The sequence below is a fragment of the Galactobacter valiniphilus genome (assembly GCF_003575975.1).
Taxonomy (GTDB): domain Bacteria; phylum Actinomycetota; class Actinomycetes; order Actinomycetales; family Micrococcaceae; genus Galactobacter; species Galactobacter valiniphilus.
The window spans coordinates 55539-71977 of record NZ_QQXK01000018.1 but is presented as its reverse complement, the minus strand read 5'-3'; the positions used below and the strand labels follow the sequence as shown (position 1 = coordinate 71977).

Genomic DNA, 16439 nt, shown 5'->3' with positions numbered 1-16439 from the left:
GCCGCGTACCGGGCCAACGCCCTCTTCGACGCCCATCAAGAGGACCCAGAGTTCGGGCACCGCTTCTTACGTGACCAAGCCGCAGCGGCCGGTGAGGTCATGAGTGAGCGCACCGCGTGGAAACTCTGCTCGATGGCCGGCTGGTTCTCCACCACGTGCAAGAAATCCGGGTCAGGAAAGAAGGCCGGGCCGTCGGTGCACGATGACCTCACCGTCATCGAAGGCAAGCACGGCGAACCCCGCCACGACTTCACCACCGCCACCACCGGCATCAATCAGCTGAAGGGTCGGCGACATCACCGAGCATTGGACGAGCGAGGGGAAGCTGTACATGTGCGCATTCAAGGACGCTCACTCCCGCAAAATCGTCGGCTACTCCATCGGCGATCGGATGACGGCCTCACTGGCCGTTGACGCGCTGAACAACGCCGTGGCGATGCGCGCAAGCGTGGCCGGGTGCATCGTGCACACAGACAGAGGCTCCCAATTCAGATCCAACAAATTCCTGGCCGCCCTCAAGCACCACGGGCTACGCGGCTCCATGGGCCGCGTCGGTGCGGCCGGGGATAACGCAGCGATGGAATCGTTTTTCGCCCTCCTGCAGAAGAACGTTCTCAACCGTCGAGTCTGGGCCACTCGTGTGCAGCTGCGGACCGCGATCGTGGCCTGGATCGAAACCCGCCACCACCGCCGCCGACGCCAACAATGCCTCGGCCGGTTGACGCCCGTGGAATTCGAACTCATCATGAACCCACCAGCCGCCCAAGCGGCCTAACCCCAACTGTCTCAATCCGTGCAGCAGTCCCGTCAGTTCACTATCGGGGACTCGCCTGACTCTTATCAGGACATGACGGCCCGCCGGGCTGCACTTCGAAAGTGAGCCGAGCCGGCCGACACGTCGCATGCAGGACAGCCACCACAAGGATGACGTCAGAAGAGCCGTGAGTCAGACCCGCCCACCAGACCATCGTGCGCCCGCTGGGCAGGGGCCGCCACATCCTTCAAAGAGTCAGACCATCTGGTCCACGAAATCCATAGTGAAGAGCCGCTTTGCCCTCGATTCGGCCGATGGCCAGGTGGCGCGTGTGACGCGCACCGGCTCGCCGGCGGGGGAGTGGCTCGATCACGTCATCGATGCAGTGCGGACCCCCGCCATCCACCTGGCCGTGTCCGTGGCCCTGTTCCTGCGCCCGGAGGTGCAGCGCGGTTGGCTCGTCCTGTCCTTGATCTTCACGCTCGTCAGCGTGGGCATCTTCATGTCCCAGATCCTGGCCGAGCAGCTGCGGCGGGCCGCGCTCGCGGGCCGCCCGGCCGCCGTCGTGCCCTCCGCCCCGCCGTCGTGCCCTCCGCCCCGGCCCCGGCCGGGACGGGCCTGCTCCGTTCCCTGGCCCTGCTTCCCACCGACTTCGGCATGGTGTGCTGGGTGTTTGTCCTGTGGGGCTCGGCCCCGCTCTTCCTGGCTGGCTACGGCCTGCTGCTGCTCATCAACGGCCTGCACTTCCCGCTCTCGGCGGCCAGGCGCTTCCGCGAGCTGCGCTCGCTGGGGGAGGCCTCGGCATGAGCGGCACTCCTTTGGCCCCAGGGCACGACGGCGCGGCGCCGGTTTCGGCGGTCTTCGCCACCATCGGCGGGCGGCCGGAGCTGCTGCGGCTCGTGGTGGCATCGATCTTCGATCAGCGCACCGCGAGCGGCGGACGCTGGCCGCTCGAGATCATCGTGGTCTTCGATCACGTGGAACCCCTCGACCTCTCCGACGTGGACGTTCCCGAGGGCTCGCGGCTGCTCGTGACCGTGAATCAGGGGCCGCAGGGGCTCGCGGGGGACGCAACACGGGCATCCGCGCCGCCACCTCCGCCGTCGTCGGCTTTTGCGATGACGACGACGCGTGGTTGCCCGGCAAGCTCGCGTCCCGGCTTCCCCTGCTCACCTCCCGCCCCGAGGCCCGCGCCGTGGCCGGCAGCATGCTCGTCCGCACGGGCGGCAAAGACGTGGAGCGGAGGGCGCCGGAGCGCGTCGACTTCGCGCAATTGCTGCGTTCCCGCGTGCAGGAGATTCACCCCTCCTCGCTCATGTACCGGCGAGCGGACCTGCTCGGCGAGCTGGGGCTCGTGGACGAGGAGCTGCCGCACGGCTACGGCGAGGACTACGACATGATGCTGCGGGCCGGACGGCTCGGGGGGATCGTGAGCGTGCAGCAGCCCGTGGTGCGCGTGCTGTGGGATCGTCCCTCCTACTTCATGGGCAAGTGGCGCTCCGTGGCCGAGGGGCTCGGCTGTCTCCTGGAGAAGTTCCCAGAGTTCGAGCAGGACCCCAAGGGGCTCTCCCGCATGGCCGGTCAGATCGCCTACGCGCGCGCCGCCCTGGGCGAACGGCCCGAGGCCAGGCGGTGGGCCAAGCTGGCGCTGCGCAACGACCGCGGGCAGCTGCGGGCCTGGGCCGCGCTGGCCGTGGCCGGGCGCGTCCTCCCGGCCGGGCTGGTGCGCTCCGCCGTCCAGCGCACGGGGCACGGCCTGTGATGTCTGCCGTGCTCGAGCCGCCCGCGGTCAAGCCCCTGCCGGCCTGGCCCCTCGCCGCGCTCCTCGGCGGGCTCATGGTGTGGTGGGCCGTCGGGGCCATGGCGTCTGTCGCGACCGCGGCGTCCGCCTGCATGATCGTCCTGATGATCCGCCGCGGGGCGCGCTGGCTGCCGGGTCTTGGCCCCTGGGTGGCCCTCGTGGTGTGGGTGCTCGCGTGTTCGCTCTCGCTCACCCAGACGGGCTCCGTGCTCGGCTACGGCATGCGGGCTCTGGACGTCATCAACGCGGGCGTGGCGGGGTTCTACGTCGCCTCGGCCCGCGAGCGCCTGCCGCGCGAGCGCATCATCGTCATCCTGTGCTGCACCTGGGCCACCGTGGTGGTGCTCGGTTTTGCGGCCATGCTCGCGCCCGATCTGCGCCTGAGCACGCCCATCGGGCGGATCATGCTCGGTTCGCTGAGCTCCAACGAGCTCGTCCGCGATCTCGTCAATCCGCGCCTCGCCGAGGTGCAGCAGCCATGGGGTGCGGAGCAGCCCTTCGAGCGTCCGGCTGCGCCCTTCCCGTACGCCAATTCCTGGGGCTTGGCCTACGCGCTGCTCACCCCCGTGGCGATCGCGCGGCTCGCGCTCGCCCCCGGGGCCCGGCGCAAGCTGGCCTGGGGCGTGGTGCTCCTGGCCTCGCTCGTCCCCGCGCTCGCCACGTCCAACCGCGGCATGCTTGGCGCGCTCGGCGTGGCGCTCGCCGCCGCCGCGCTGCGGTTGGCCGCCGCCGGGAGGTGGCGGATCGTGCTCGGCATCTCGGCGGGGGCGGCGGTCGCCGCCTCGGTCGCCGTGCTCTCGGGTGCCATCGATTCCATCCTGCAGCGCCTCACCCACTCCAACTCCACGGGGGACCGCTTCGAGCTCTACGAACGCACCATCAACAAGGCGCTCGAGCGGCCCTGGCTCGGGCACGCCTCGCCGCAGCTGGACCCCGTGGTCGGGGTGTCCTTCGGGACCCAGGGCATGGTGTGGCTGCTCATCTACTGCTTCGGCTTCCCGGCGCTGGTCTTCTTCCCGGCCTTCCTGCTGCAGGTGTTGGTGCGCGGGTGGCGGGTTCCCGATGCGGCCGGCGCGTGGCTGTACGCGGCCTTTCCGGCGCTCGTGGTCCAACTGTCTTTCTACTCGCTCAACAACATCACCATGGTGCTCGTGCTCGTGCTGGCCGCCACGGTGCTGCGCAGCGCCAGGCCCCGGGCCTCCGCCCCGACGCCCCTGCGCGGGCTGAGCCTCGTCATGCTTCCGCGGCGGGTGCCCCCGCGGGCGATGGCCCCTGTGCTCGTGGGGGCCGGCGCCGGTTCCGGGGCCCGCCTGGGCGGCCCCGGCGAGGCGCTCGTTGCCTTGGGCGCGATGGCCCCGGCGCCCCTCGCGCCGGCCCCGGCGCCCCTCGCACCGGGCGGGGCGCTCACCCGGGGCGCGGCCCTCGCCGAGCCCGCTGCGCCCGGTCCCTCACGCGCGTCGTCGTTCTCCCTGCCGCCCGGCCCGGCAGCCCCGCCAGCCCCGCCCGCCCCGGAGGGCGCCCGCACGGGCAGGGGGCGGCGTCGCCTCGACACGGAGGCGATCCCGCTCGTGACGCCCGAGATGCTCGCGGCCAGGCGGGCCGTGCTGCCCACGGAGGAGGCCTCGCCGCGGCGCCGCTCCCGCGCCCGTGCGGGCTCGGCTGCCAAGCTGGCCGGCTCCTCCTTTGCCCTCGTCGTGGTCGGCGCCGTCCTGGCGTTCGGGGCCACCCTGCTCTCGGGTAATGTCGCCGGCGACGGCGCGGCGGGCGTCTTCTTCCAGGTCATCGCCCTGTTCAACATCGCGGTCGTCGGCACGGTGCTCGGCGCCGACACCGCGCTCGTGCGCGAGCTGGCGGCGCGCGTCGCCACGGGCCAAGCCGCCGACGTCGTGCGCGTGCTGAAGATCGCCCTGATTCCCGTCGCCGCCGTGTCGTCGGCCCTGGCGCTCGCCGCCTGGCTCGCTGCCCCGGCGCTGGGGGGAGCGGCGCACCCCGAGCTGACGCTCGCGATCAGGGTGGCGGCGCCCTTCGTCCCGCTGGGCGCGGTCATGACGGCGCTCTTCGGGGCCCTGCGCGGCCTCGGGCGCGTGCGCGACTTTTCGCTTCTCCAGAACGTCGCGCTTCCCGTGCTGCGCCTGCTGCTCATCGTTGCCGCGCTCGTGCTCGGCGCGGGCCTGCTGCCCCTCACCGTGGCGTGGGCGGCGCCGGTGTTCGTGGTGCTTGGCCTGGCGGTGGTGCTGACGATCAACGCCACCCGGTCGGCCGTGCACCGCCGACCCGGCCGGGCCGTGGCCGCACCCCTGCCCCCGGCCTCGCCCCGGCGCTTCTGGTCCTTTGCCTCGGCCCGCGGCGCCGCGGCCCTCGTGGAGACGTGCCTCGAATGGGTGGATGTCCTGTGCGTCGGCTTCTTCCTGGGCCCGGCGGCCGCCGGCGCGTACGGCGCCGTGAACCGGTTCGTGCGGCTGGGGCCCATGCTCGACCTCACGGCCCGGCTCGTCACCTCACCGCTTGTTTCTGCCTCGCTGGCCAGGGGCGAACTCGGTGCGGCCAAGGCGCTGTACGCCGCGACCACGCGCGTGCTCGTCGCGGCCGCCTGGCCCTTCTACCTCGTGCTTGCCGTCTTTGCGCCGGTGCTCCTGGGTGTCTTCGGCGAGGGATTCGCCGTGGCGGCGCCCGCCATGAGCCTCATCGGCGTGGCCATGATGCTCGCGGTCTCGGCCGGCGGCGTGCAATCGGTGCTGCTCATGGCGGGGCATTCGCGGTGGCAGCTACTCAACAAGCTGGCCGCGCTCGCCGTGGCGGTCCTCGGTTGCCTCGTGCTCATCCCGCTGCTCGGGCTCGTGGGAGCGGCCGCCGCCTGGGCGGCTTCCGTCCTGCTCGACGCCGCTTTGGCCACCTTCCAGGTGTGGCGCCGGCTGGGCTTTGCGCCTCCGCTGCGCAGCATCGGGCTCGTGGGGATCAGCGCGCTTGCGTGCTTCGGGGCGGTGGGGCTCGCTTGCCGCTTCCTGCTCGGGCCGTCGTGGTTCGCGTTGCTCGTGACCCTGGTGCTCGGCGGTGGGGCCTATGCGGCGCTCGTGCTGGTGCGCCCGGCCGCGTTCGGCCTCGAGGCCCCGGTCGGCGCCCTGCATGCGGCGGTGGCGCGCCGCCGCGGCGGCGCGGACCGCTCCGGAGACACCGCGTGAGCCAACACGGGAACGCGCGCGGGCATGGCAGAATAGATGCGGGCCGCCCCGCGCGGCGTGCCCGTTCCGCCTTGGTGTAATGGCAGCACGCCGGCCTTTGGAGCCGTGCAGTCTAGGTTCGAATCCTAGAGGCGGAGCGCTGCGGCGCCGCAGGGCGCAGTGGCTCCTCGAACCGGGGGTCGGCGCCGACGCCCCCGGCTGAAGCGCGGGCGCACCGGCCGGCGCACCATCCACAGGGAGCAGAAGAGCCACGTGAGTGACGCGATCCACCCAGCAGCCGTGATTGTCCTCGCCGCTGGCGAGGGGACCCGGATGAAGTCCTCCACACCCAAGATCCTGCACCGCATCGGTGGCCGTTCCATGGTGGGGCACGCGCTCGACGCCGCCGCCGCGCTGGAACCCGAGCGCCTCGCCGTCGTGGTTCGCCACGAGCGCGACCGCGTGGCCGCCCACGTGCTCGACCACGCCCCCCAGATCGCGATCGTCGATCAGGACGATGTCCCCGGCACGGGCCGCGCCGTCGAGGTGGCCCTCGAGGCCCTCGAGGACCTGACCCACGGCACCGTCGTCGTCACCTACGGCGATGTCCCGCTCCTGAGCGCCGAACTGCTCGGCGAGCTCGTCTCCCGCCACGTCGAGGAGGGGAACTCCGCGACCGTCCTGACGGCCCGCGTCGAGGATCCCACCGGCTATGGCCGCGTGCTGCGCGCGGAGGATGGCTCCGTGCTCGGCATCAAGGAGCAGAAGGACGCGAGCGAGGAAGAGCTCGCGATCAATGAGATCAACTCGGGCATCTACGCCTTCTCGGCGTCCGCGCTACGCGGCGCGCTGGCCCGCGTCGGCACGCAGAACGCCCAGGGCGAGAAGTACCTGACCGACGTCCTTGGCATCATGCGCCAGGACGGCGACCGCGTCTCCGCCGCCGTGACCACCGACCAGTGGCAGGTGGAGGGCGCCAACGACCGCGTTCAGCTCTCCGCGCTCGGCCGCGAGCTCAACCGCCGCATCGTGACCAAGTGGATGCGCGAGGGCGTGACCGTCATGGATCCCGAGAGCACGTGGATCGACGTGGACGTCATCCTGGCGCGCGACGTCACGCTCCTGCCCGGCACGCTCCTGCAGGGCCACACCGCCATCGGCGAGGGCGCCACGGTGGGCCCGGACACCACGCTCGTCGACACCGTCGTGGGTCGCAGCGCCACCGTGAAGCGCACCGACGCAACGGGTTCGCGCATCGGCGCGGGCGCGTCCGTCGGCCCGTTCGCCTACCTGCGCAAGGACACCGTCCTCGGCGAGGACGGCAAGATCGGCGCGTTCTACGAGACCAAGAACGTCACGATTGGCGCCCGCACCAAGCTCTCGCACCTCGGCTACGCTGGCGACGCCGAGATCGGTGAGGACACCAACATCGGCTGCGGCAACATCACCTCGAACTACGACGGCGTGAACAAGCACCGCACCGTCATCGGCTCGCAGGTGCGCACCGGTGCCAACACCGTCTTCATCGCCCCCGTCACGGTGGGCGACGGCGCCTACACCGGCGCCGGAGCGGTCGTCCGCAAGGACGTTCCCGCCGGAGCCCTGGCCATCACTCAGGCGCCTCAGGCAAACTCCGAGGGGTGGGTGCAGCGCAAGCGGCCCGGCTCCGCGGCAGCCGTCGCCGCGATGCTGGCCTCCCAGACCATTTCCGACGCATCCTCCACCCCGCTTCAGAACGGAAAGTAAGTCCCATGAGCGAACTGAGCCACAACGTCGACAAGAAGCTGGTGCTCGCCAGCGGTCGCGCCCACCCCGAGCTGGCACAGGAGATCGCGGAGGCGCTCGGCACCGAGCTGGCTCCCGTCTCCGCGTACGACTTCGCCAACGGCGAGATCTATGTGCGCTCCGGCGAGTCCGTGCGCGGCAAGGATTGCTTCGTCATCCAGTCGCACCCGGCCCCGCTGAACAACTGGCTGATGGAACAGCTCATCACCATCGATTCGCTCAAGCGCGCCTCGGCCCGCCGCATCACCGTGGTTTCGCCGTTCTACCCTTACGCCCGCCAGGACAAGAAGGGCCGCGGCCGCGAGCCGATCACCGCCCGCCTCGTCGCCGATCTGTACAAGACGGCCGGCGCCGATCGCATCATGAGCGTTGACCTGCACACCGCGCAGATCCAGGGCTTCTTCGACGGCCCGGTCGATCACCTCATGGCGATCCCGCTGCTGGCCGACTACATCCGCACCCGCGTGGGCTCGGACAACATCACCGTGGTCTCGCCCGACACGGGCCGCGTCCGCGTCGCCGAGCAGTGGGCGGACCGCCTGGGCGGCGTGCCGCTCGCGTTCGTGCACAAGTCCCGCGATCTGACCGTGCCGAACAAGGCCGAGTCCAAGACCGTGGTGGGCCAGATCGAGGGTCGCACCTGCGTCCTGATCGACGACATGATCGACACCGGCGGCACGATCGCCGGCGCCGTGCGCGTCCTCAAGGAGGCCGGCGCCAAGGACGTCATCATCGCCGCCACGCACGCCGTGTTCTCCGACCCGGCCGCGCAGCGCCTGGCCGAGTGCGGCGCCCGCGAGGTCGTCGTGACGAACACGCTCCCGGTCCCGGCCGCGAAGCGCTTCTCCAACCTCACCGTGCTCTCCATCGCGCCGCTCATCGCCCGCGCGATCAAGGAGGTCTTCGAGGACGGCTCCGTGACGAGCCTCTTCGACGGCCGCGCCTGAGGCTTCCGCACCACCCTCGCCACCTAGCGCCGCCCCGCCGATCTGCACGATCGGCGGGGCCGCGCTTTTTCACCCCGGCTCGCTCCGACGCGAATACTCACCCGCTCGTGGCCTCTGCACCGTCCCCGGGACGGTGCAGAGGCGTCGGGAGGGTGAAGAAACGGTAGAAGGATGAGAAGGCGAGGGAGGAAGGGCGGAAGGCCCGACGGCGCGTCGGCGCCGCCGGGCACGGCGCGGGGCCCCGGCATCACTCGCGTGCGGCGCTCGGACGCCCCAGCTCGGGGTTTCCCGCCGCGGGGCTCGCGGCACCGGGGCCGTCCGAAACGGGGCCCTCCGAAGTGCGGACCCGCTGTGGTGAAATGTGCGCATGCGTTGAGGGGAGAACGCGTGGCGGGAGAGCTCCGCCGCGTGGTGGTGGGCCGGGCTGACGCTCGCCTTGGGGCTTGGCTCCGTGGTCCTGCGGGCCGGCGTGCCCGGCGTCGGCACGCCGTGGGATCCGTCCACGGCGGCGCGGGCGGGGGATGACTTCGCCCCGTTCCTCGATCTGCTCAATGCGGCCCTCCCTGCCCTCATGGCGGCTTCCGCCGCCCTGGCCGTCGCGGCGCTCATGCGGCGGACCGCCGGCCGCCGCCGACGGCGCCGCTGGGACCTGAGCCTCGTGCGCTCGGGCGGGCTGGCTGCCGGGGTGGTGATCCACGCCGACTTCGCGGGGCTGACGGCGCACGCTTCGGCTGGCGGCGCCGAGACGGCCCGGGTCCTGGAGTCGCGGGGGCTGCGTGCGATCGCCGCGATCGACGGCGCGCGCGAGGGGTTGCGCTCGCGCCCGGAGGCGGCGTACGGCGGCCCGCTGGGCGAGGTCGCCGGCCTGGTTGCCGCGTTCGAGACGGAGTCGGCGGCGCTCGCGGCACTGGCCGGCACGCCGGAGGCGCCCCGAAGCGCTGCGCCGACGGAAGCACGCACCGGCGCGATCCTGGACGCCGCCAGGCCCTTCCGGGTGCGCCCCGAGTCGGCAGCGAGCGCCGGCCCCGGCGGCGCGTCCGTTCCCGTCTCGCCGGCGGAGGTCGAGGCAGGGGAGCGCCGCTGGTCCCGCGCACGCGCCGAGCTGGAGGCGGATCTGAGCGAGCGGCAGCGCCGCGCCTTCGCCGACCGGACGGCGCGCTCGCTGGACCCCTCCTGGCGCCCGGGAGGCATCCTGGCGGCCTTCCGCAACGCCGCGGCGGCCGCCGACGTGGCGGCCGACCCGACGCGCCGCGCCTGCGACCGGGCGGCGGCGGTGGAGGCGGCCCGGAGCCGGCTCGCGAACGCGGACGCCGCCCTCGCGCTGGCGGGCGCCGACGCCGTCGCCGATGGGGAGGCCGCGCAGGCCACGGCGCGCGCCGAGGGCGCGGAGGCCATGAGCGCCGCCATCGCTCACGACAGGATCCGCTCGAACGTCCGCCGCCCGAGCCAGGGCGGCGTCGACGAGCCGCCCCTGCACCAGAGCGCGCCCGAGTTCCTCGCCGCCTCGCTCCTGCTCGGCGGCCTGGTCTTGGCGGGGCTCGGGGGTCTCGCCGGCGTGGCGATCTCCGCGTTTCTCTCGGAGGTCGGCGCGGCCTGGCTGGGGGAGCGCAACGGGCCCTGGGCCGGCGCGCTGCTCGGGCTGCTCTTGGCGACCGGCGCGATCGTTGCCACGGCCCTCGGCCTCGCCTGGCGCGAGGGCGGCCGGCTCGCGGACAGCGCGCTGCGCACACGCCGCCGCGGCGAGGCGGAGGAACTGCGGCGCCGCCTCGATCGGATCTCCCTCCTGGGGGAGGACCTCGACCTGGCCGCGGTGAGTCGTGACCGTAACAGCGGCCGAGGCGACGGGGCCCGGGCGCGCGCCGTCGTGGAGCTCGAACACGTTCAGCTCCTGCGCCGCGTCGCCTCGGTGGAGCACCTCCCGGGCACCGACCTCGTCGGCGAGGACGTCGAGGCGGACCTGGCCGAGGTGCGGGAGCGCCTCGGACGCATCGAGGCCGTGGCCGCCGAACGGCTCGGCGTGCCCCTGGGCCCGGAGTCCGCGCCGCGGGGCTGAGTGCTGCCCGCGATGCGGTTTCTTCACCCTCTCGGCGTCTGTGCACCGGCCCCGGGACGGTGCACGGACCGCGCGGGGGTGCAGAAGTGCCACCAGGGTGAGGAAGCGAGGGAACGTGAGCTGTGCCACCCGCCGTCGGGCACTGCCACCATCCGCTGGTAGGCTAGTGACGTTGCCCAGGCGAGGGAGCACCGTTGACGGTGACTCCGTCATCGACGAGGGCCGTTAGCTTTCCCCGCGTAAAGCGGGAGGCGGTGAGACGGAACCCAAGCCGAGCGTCTTAAGGGCCGATCTTCGAACCCAGACCGGGTTCGATCTCATCGACCAAGGAGAAAAGCTCATGAGCGAGACTCAGAAGATCGCGGCCGAGACCCGCGACGATTTCGGTAAGGGCTCCGCCCGCCAGGCCCGCCGCGACGGCAAGATTCCCGCCGTCATCTACGGCCACGGCGCCGACCCGATTCACATCCTGCTGCCGGCCCGCGAGACCACCCTGGCCGTCCGCACCGCCAACGCCGTGCTCGACCTCGTGGTTGACGGCCAGGAGCACATCGCCCTGGTGAAGGACATCCAGCGTCACCCGCTGCGCCAGACCGTGGACCACCTCGACCTCCTGACCGTCAAGAAGGGCGAGAAGGTCCAGGTCGAGGTCAACGTGCACGTCGAGGGTGAGGTCGCCTCCGGTCTGGTCCTCAACCTCGAGCTGAACACCGTGCCGGTCCTGGCCGACGCCCTCAACCTCCCCGAGAACGTCACGCTGAACGTCGAGGGCGCCGAGGCCGGCACCCTGACCGCTGACGCCCTCGTGCTGCCCAAGGGCGCCGAGCTCGAGCTCGAGGCGGACGTCGTCGTTGCCGTCGTTGCCGAGCCCGAGGAGCAGGATCTGCCGGAGGAGGAGGCCGCCGAGGCCGAGGCCGAGTAAGGTCCCGATGTCTCAGGACGTGTGGCTTGTGGTCGGGCTCGGTAACCCCGGGCCCGGCCACGCCGCGAACCGCCACAACGTGGGCCAGATGGTCCTCGACGAGCTGGCGACGCGCGTCGGGGGTCGCTTCAAGGCGACCCCCGGCCACCGTGCCCAGGTCCTGGAGGGTCGCCTGAGCATGGGCGGCCCCAAGGTGGTGCTGGCCAAGCCCACCTCGTACATGAACCTCTCCGGGGGTCCCACCTCCTCCCTGAGCAAGTACTTCAACGTGCCGGCCGATCGCGTGATCGCCGTGCACGACGAGGTGGACGTCGACTTCGACGCCGTGCGCGTGCGCACCGGCGGCAGCGAGAACGGCCACAACGGCCTGCGCGATATGACCAAGGCCCTCGGCACGCGCGACTACCAGCGCGTCCGCGTCGGCGTGGGCCGCCCGCCGGGCCGCCAGCAGACGGCCGACTATGTCCTCGCCAACTTCTCCTCGACCGAGCGCAAGACCCTGCCGTTCGTCCTGGATGCGGCGGCGGACGCCGTCGAGGCCATCGTCAACGACGGCCCGGCCGCAGCGGCCGATCGCCTCAACGCACGCTAGCTTTTTCCGGCCCCGGTCCGGGGCCGCTCGAGTCTGAAAAGGATCGCCCGTGGCCGCGTCTGACCTCCCCCCGCTCGACGACACCGAGGCCGCGCGCCTGCGCGCCGACTTCCCGATCCTCGAAACGAGGATCGGCGACGCACAGCTCGTCTATCTGGACTCCGGAGCCACCTCCCAGAAGCCCGAGTGCGTGTGGGAGGCCGAGCAGCACTTCTACGAGACGGCCAACGCCGCCGTGCACCGCGGCGCGCACACGCTCGCCGTGGAGGCCACCGACCGCTTCGAGGACGCCCGCGCCGCCGTGGCTGGCTTCGTCGGTGCCGGTGAGCGGGACATCGTCTGGACGGCCAACGCGACCGAGGCCCTGAACCTAATCGCCTACTCCTTCCTCAACGCCTCGCTGGGCGCTGGCGGCCCGGAGGCACAGCCCTTCCGCCTGGGCCCGGGCGACGAGATCGTCGCGACCGGCATGGAGCACCACGCCAACCTCATCCCGTGGCAGGAGCTCGCCGCCCGCACGGGCGCGACCTTCCGCTGGATCCCGCTCACGCCGGACGCGCGCCTCGACCTCGAGGCAGCCGCCACGATCGTCAACGCCAAGACCCGCATCCTCGCGTTCACGCACGTCTCCAACGTCCTCGGCACGGTCAACGACCCGGCCCCGCTCGTGGCGCTCGCCCAGTCCGTGGGAGCCTTCACGGTGCTGGATGCCTGCCAGTCCGCGCCGCACCTGCCGCTGAACCTGCGTGGCCTCGACGTCGACTTCGCTGCCTTCTCCGGCCACAAGATGCTCGGCCCCACGGGCATCGGCGCCCTCTACGGCCGCGCCGAGCTCCTGGACGCCATGCCGCCCTTCCTCTACGGCGGCTCCATGATCACCACGGTCTCCATGGAGAAGGCCGAGTACCTGCCTGCGCCGCCGCGCTTCGAGGCAGGCACGCAGAAGATCGCGCAGGCCGTGGGCCTCGCCGCCGCGGTGGGCTACCTCTCCGAGGTGGGCATGGACCGCGTGCAGGCCTGGGAGGAGACGCTGGGTGAGCGCATGCTCACCGGCCTCGCCTCGATCCCCGGCGTGCGGATCCTCGGCCCCGCCGCGGACTCCGGCGTGCGGCGCACGGGCACCGTCCCGTTCGAGGTGCAGGGTGTCCACCCGCACGACGTGGGCCAGTTCCTCGACTCCCGCGGCGTGGCCGTGCGCGTGGGCCACCACTGCGCCGAGCCGCTGCACCGCTTCCTCGGCGTCACGGCCTCGACCCGCGCCTCGGCCTATCTCTACAACACGACCTCGGACGTCGACGCCCTCCTGCAGGCCGTCGCCGACGTCCGCGGCTTCTTTGGGGTGAAGTGACATGAATCCGCTCGAACAGCTCTACCAGGAGATCATCCTGGACCACTCGAAGCGCCGCGTCGGCGCGGCCGCCCTCGAGGGCGAGCCGGGCGCGCACGAGGGGCAATCGCACCAGCACAATCCGCTGTGCGGCGACGACATCACGCTGCGCGCCCGCGTCTCCGGCGACGGCGTCATCGAGTCCCTCGCCTGGCAGGGCGACGGCTGCTCCATCTCCATGGCCTCCGCCTCGGTGCTCTCCGAGACCCTGCGCGGCCACGCAGTGAGCGAGTTTGCCGAGGCCAACGAGACCTTCCATGAGCTCATGCGCAGCCGCGGCAAGCTCGCCGCCGACGAGGAGCTGGAGGAGCGCCTCGGCGACGCCGCCGCGTTTGCCGGCGTCTCCAAGTTCCCCGCGCGCATCAAGTGCGCGCTCCTGAGCTGGGAGGCAGCCAAGGACGCCATCGCGCGCGCCTCGGCTTAAGTTCCCACCGCACGACGACGCGGGCCCGCCTTTCGCAAGGAAAGGCGGGCCCGCGTCGTCGTGGCGTGTGTAGGCCGGCTGCCGCGTCAGCGGCTCGCGTCCTCGGCACCCGCTGCAGCGGCACCCGAGCCCTGGGCCGCGGACCGCTCGGCGAGGGCCTCGGCCTTGTAGCGGCGGTTCGCCGGGGCGAGCCAGGCCGCCGCGAGGAGCGCGGCGAGGACGGAGGCCACGAGGATGGCGATCTTGGCGTGGTCGTCGTGGGCGTTGCCCTGGCCGTAGCTGAGCTCGGCGACGAGCAGGGCCACGGTGAAGCCGATGCCACCCAGGATGCCGACGCCGAGCAGCTCGCCCCACTTGATGCGGGGGTCCAGCTCGGCGGCGGGCGTGCGCGTCACGAGCCACGTGGCGGCGAGGATGCCGAGCGGTTTGCCGAAGACGAGTCCAAGGACGATGCCCCAGACCACGGGATCGCCGAGCGCGGCGCGCATCCCCTCGAAGCCGCCCATGGCCACGCCGGCGGAGAAGAAGGCGAAGACGGGGACGCAGAAGCCGGCGGAGAGGGGGCCGATGCGGTGATCGAGCGCCTGGGCCAGGCCCTCGCCCGGCTCGCCGCGGCGGCGCTTGGCGGGGACCAGGAAGCCCAGCACCACGCCGGCGATGGTCGCGTGGATGCCCGACTCATAGACGCAGACCCAGGTGGCGAAGCCCAGCGGCAGCAGGATGAGCCACGGGGCCCACCGGTGCGCGCGGAAGAAGTCGGGGGCCAGCTGCACGAGCAGGCCAAACGCGGCGGCGGGCAGCAGGGCCAGGGCCAGCCACGCGGGGGAGAGGTCGTTGGCGTAGAAGATCGCGATGATGACGATCGCGATGAGGTCATCCACCACGGCAAGCGTGAGCAGGAAGAGCCGCAGCGGGCTGGGCAGCCACTTGCCGACCACGGCCAGGATGGCCACGGCGAAGGCGATGTCGGTGGCCGTGGGGATGGCCCAGCCGCGCAGGGTGTCGGCGTGGGCACCGGCGTTGATCGCCACGAAGATGAGGGCCGGGACGGCCACGCCGCCGAACGCCGCGGCGACGGGGGTGAGTGCCTTGCGCGGGCTGCGCAGCTCGCCCACGACGAACTCCTCCTTGAGCTCCACGCCCACGATGAAGAAGAACACGGCGAGCAGGCCGTCCGCGGCCCAATGGCCAAGCGAGAGGTCGATCGTGGTGAAGCCGAGCGGCAGCGCCACGTGCAGATCGCGGAGGTCGAAGTACGCCGCGGCGGCGGGGGTATTGGCCCACACGATCGCGATCACCGCGCCGAGAATCAGGAGCAGGCCGCCGGAGGATTCGGAGCGCAGGAGGTTCCCGAGCCGGTGCGCGAGGCCGCGGCCTTCGGGGTGAGCATCGGGGCGCGGGTCCAGGCGGGCGACGTCGTCATAGGGGTGGTGCGGCGTGGGCTGGGTCATGCGGCGGCCTCCTCAAAGGCACAGCGGGGCTGGGACTCGCAGACCAGACTTCCCTGCACACCTGCCTCGAGTCTAACCCCGAGGGTGCCGATGGGGTGAGGCTCCGGCGTGCCCGCGCGCGGCGCGTCGGCGCAGGGCCAGGAGGGCCGCGGCTCCGAGGGCGGCACCGAGCGTGTTGGAGAGGAGGTCCCGGGGGTCCGCCACACGATCGGGCAGGAAGACGCCTTGGAAGCACTCGATGAAGCTCGTGACCGCCGCGCCGGCGAACACCGAGGCGCCCCAGGATCCAAGCCACGAGGCCGCCACGGCGCCCACGGGAACGAACAGAGCGATGTTCGCGCAGAACTCGAGGAGCGGCAGATCGATCCACGCCGGCAAACCGGCCCCGTGCCAGCGCGTGAAGAGCTCCTGCAGCCCACCCGGCTGGTTCGGGTCCCCGGGCTGCGGCCCCAGCGTGATGAGCCCGATCACCACGGCCGTGATGAAGGTGGCGAGGACGCGCACCGTGGCGACCGCCGCGTCGTCGTGCTGGTTCTCAGACGCCGAGGGGCGTGCCCCGGGAGCCCGCGTCAGCGCGGGATCCCGGGACACGCCCCCGGAGCTGGGCCGGCTCAGGCGGCCTCGATGGCCTGGCAGCGCACCGCCAGCAGGCGGTCGAGGAAGGGCTCGGCGGCCTTGGAGATCTTGCCGCCCAGGAACGGGATGGACGAGGAGACCTCGCCCTCCAGCGCCAGGACGGAGCCCGTGCCGTCCGCGCTCAGGGTCTCGGAGCCCGAGACCTTGACCGGGGCGCCCTTGACGGAGGCGGAGATGGTGGAGGTGCGCGCGCCGTCGGCGGCGGCCGGACCCCAGGTCTCCTCGAGGGTCACGGCCACGCCGTTGCTCATGAGCTTGGCCACGATCTCGGGCAGGCGATCCGAGGGGAGCGTGAAGACCGTGACCGTGGTGGTGCTCTCGCCCTGGGTGGTCACCTCGTGGGACTCGAGGCCGCCGCCGACGCGGTCGGCCACGGCCTGCGCGTTCTCCTGGGAGATGAGGGCGGCGAAGGCCGCCTCGGGGGAGGCGTCGAGGGAGCGGGACGAGGACAGAGCCATGAGGCACCTTTTCGTTGGGTACGGGTTTCTAGCGCACGACGCCGGGTGGCGGCGTGCCGCCCTTAAGCCTA

13 protein-coding genes, 1 tRNA gene and 2 pseudogenes are annotated in these 16439 nt (G+C 72.2%); 13 read left to right on the top strand and 3 right to left on the bottom strand.

Annotated elements, in window-relative coordinates; genetic code table 11:
• The 13 genes and pseudogenes from DWB68_RS17245 to sufU all read left to right on the top strand — a co-directional run.
• Positions 1-775, top strand: a pseudogene (locus DWB68_RS17245) (IS3 family transposase); the annotation flags it as partial.
• Positions 776-902: 127 nt separating this feature from the next.
• Positions 903-1202, top strand: a pseudogene (locus DWB68_RS17240) (CDP-alcohol phosphatidyltransferase family protein); the annotation flags it as partial.
• A gap of 137 nt (positions 1203-1339) precedes the next feature.
• Positions 1340-1561: a hypothetical protein gene (locus DWB68_RS09970; RefSeq protein ID WP_119424991.1), complete on the top strand. Its 222-nt coding sequence runs from the start codon at positions 1340-1342 to the stop codon at positions 1559-1561.
• Positions 1461-2516, top strand: coding sequence for a glycosyltransferase family 2 protein (locus DWB68_RS09965; RefSeq protein ID WP_233548733.1), 1056 nt, complete (start codon positions 1461-1463; stop codon positions 2514-2516). The genes DWB68_RS09970 and DWB68_RS09965 overlap by 101 nt, the downstream gene beginning before the upstream one ends.
• Before the next feature lie 8 nt (positions 2517-2524).
• Positions 2525-5734 carry a lipopolysaccharide biosynthesis protein gene (locus DWB68_RS09960; RefSeq protein ID WP_158588277.1) on the top strand — a complete coding sequence of 1070 codons (3210 nt, stop codon included), beginning with the start codon at positions 2525-2527 and terminating at the stop codon, positions 5732-5734.
• Between the two features lie 65 nt (positions 5735-5799).
• Positions 5800-5871: transfer RNA gene (locus DWB68_RS09955), tRNA-Gln, on the top strand.
• Between the two features lie 175 nt (positions 5872-6046).
• On the top strand, positions 6047-7459 hold the full coding sequence (glmU, locus tag DWB68_RS09950) for a bifunctional UDP-N-acetylglucosamine diphosphorylase/glucosamine-1-phosphate N-acetyltransferase GlmU (protein WP_233548732.1): 1413 nt from the start codon (positions 6047-6049) through the stop codon (positions 7457-7459).
• A 5-nt stretch (positions 7460-7464) separates the two neighbouring features.
• A complete protein-coding gene (locus DWB68_RS09945) occupies positions 7465-8445 on the top strand; it encodes a ribose-phosphate diphosphokinase (protein WP_119424988.1) in 981 nt (326 codons plus the stop codon).
• 436 nt (positions 8446-8881) lie between these two features.
• Complete coding sequence (locus DWB68_RS09940; protein WP_147391641.1) at positions 8882-10498, top strand: hypothetical protein; 1617 nt, start codon at positions 8882-8884, stop codon at positions 10496-10498.
• 340 nt (positions 10499-10838) lie between these two features.
• Positions 10839-11420 carry a 50S ribosomal protein L25/general stress protein Ctc gene (locus DWB68_RS09935; protein ID WP_119424986.1) on the top strand — a complete coding sequence of 194 codons (582 nt, stop codon included), beginning with the start codon at positions 10839-10841 and terminating at the stop codon, positions 11418-11420.
• A 7-nt stretch (positions 11421-11427) separates the two neighbouring features.
• Positions 11428-12012, top strand: a complete 585-nt coding sequence (gene pth / locus DWB68_RS09930) for an aminoacyl-tRNA hydrolase (RefSeq protein WP_119424985.1) — start codon at positions 11428-11430, stop codon at positions 12010-12012.
• 49 nt (positions 12013-12061) lie between these two features.
• The gene (locus tag DWB68_RS09925; RefSeq protein WP_119424984.1) at positions 12062-13360 is read left to right on the top strand and encodes a SufS family cysteine desulfurase; all 1299 of its coding nucleotides are present in this window, start codon (positions 12062-12064) and stop codon (positions 13358-13360) included.
• 1 nt (position 13361) lies between these two features.
• Positions 13362-13823 (top strand): Fe-S cluster assembly sulfur transfer protein SufU, encoded by a 462-nt coding sequence (gene sufU / locus DWB68_RS09920; RefSeq protein WP_119424983.1) that lies wholly within the window; start codon positions 13362-13364, stop codon positions 13821-13823.
• Positions 13824-13909: 86 nt separating this feature from the next.
• Here sufU and nhaA read toward each other — a convergent pair whose 3' ends face one another.
• From nhaA to DWB68_RS09905, 3 genes are all read right to left on the bottom strand, one after another.
• Positions 13910-15274: a Na+/H+ antiporter NhaA gene (gene nhaA / locus DWB68_RS09915; protein ID WP_119424982.1), complete on the bottom strand. Its 1365-nt coding sequence runs from the start codon at positions 15272-15274 to the stop codon at positions 13910-13912.
• Positions 15275-15346: 72 nt separating this feature from the next.
• The gene (locus DWB68_RS09910; protein ID WP_158588276.1) at positions 15347-15865 is read right to left on the bottom strand and encodes a VanZ family protein; all 519 of its coding nucleotides are present in this window, start codon (positions 15863-15865) and stop codon (positions 15347-15349) included.
• Between the two features lie 20 nt (positions 15866-15885).
• Positions 15886-16368: a DUF2505 domain-containing protein gene (locus tag DWB68_RS09905; protein ID WP_119424981.1), complete on the bottom strand. Its 483-nt coding sequence runs from the start codon at positions 16366-16368 to the stop codon at positions 15886-15888.
• Between the last annotated feature and the right edge of the window lie 71 nt (positions 16369-16439).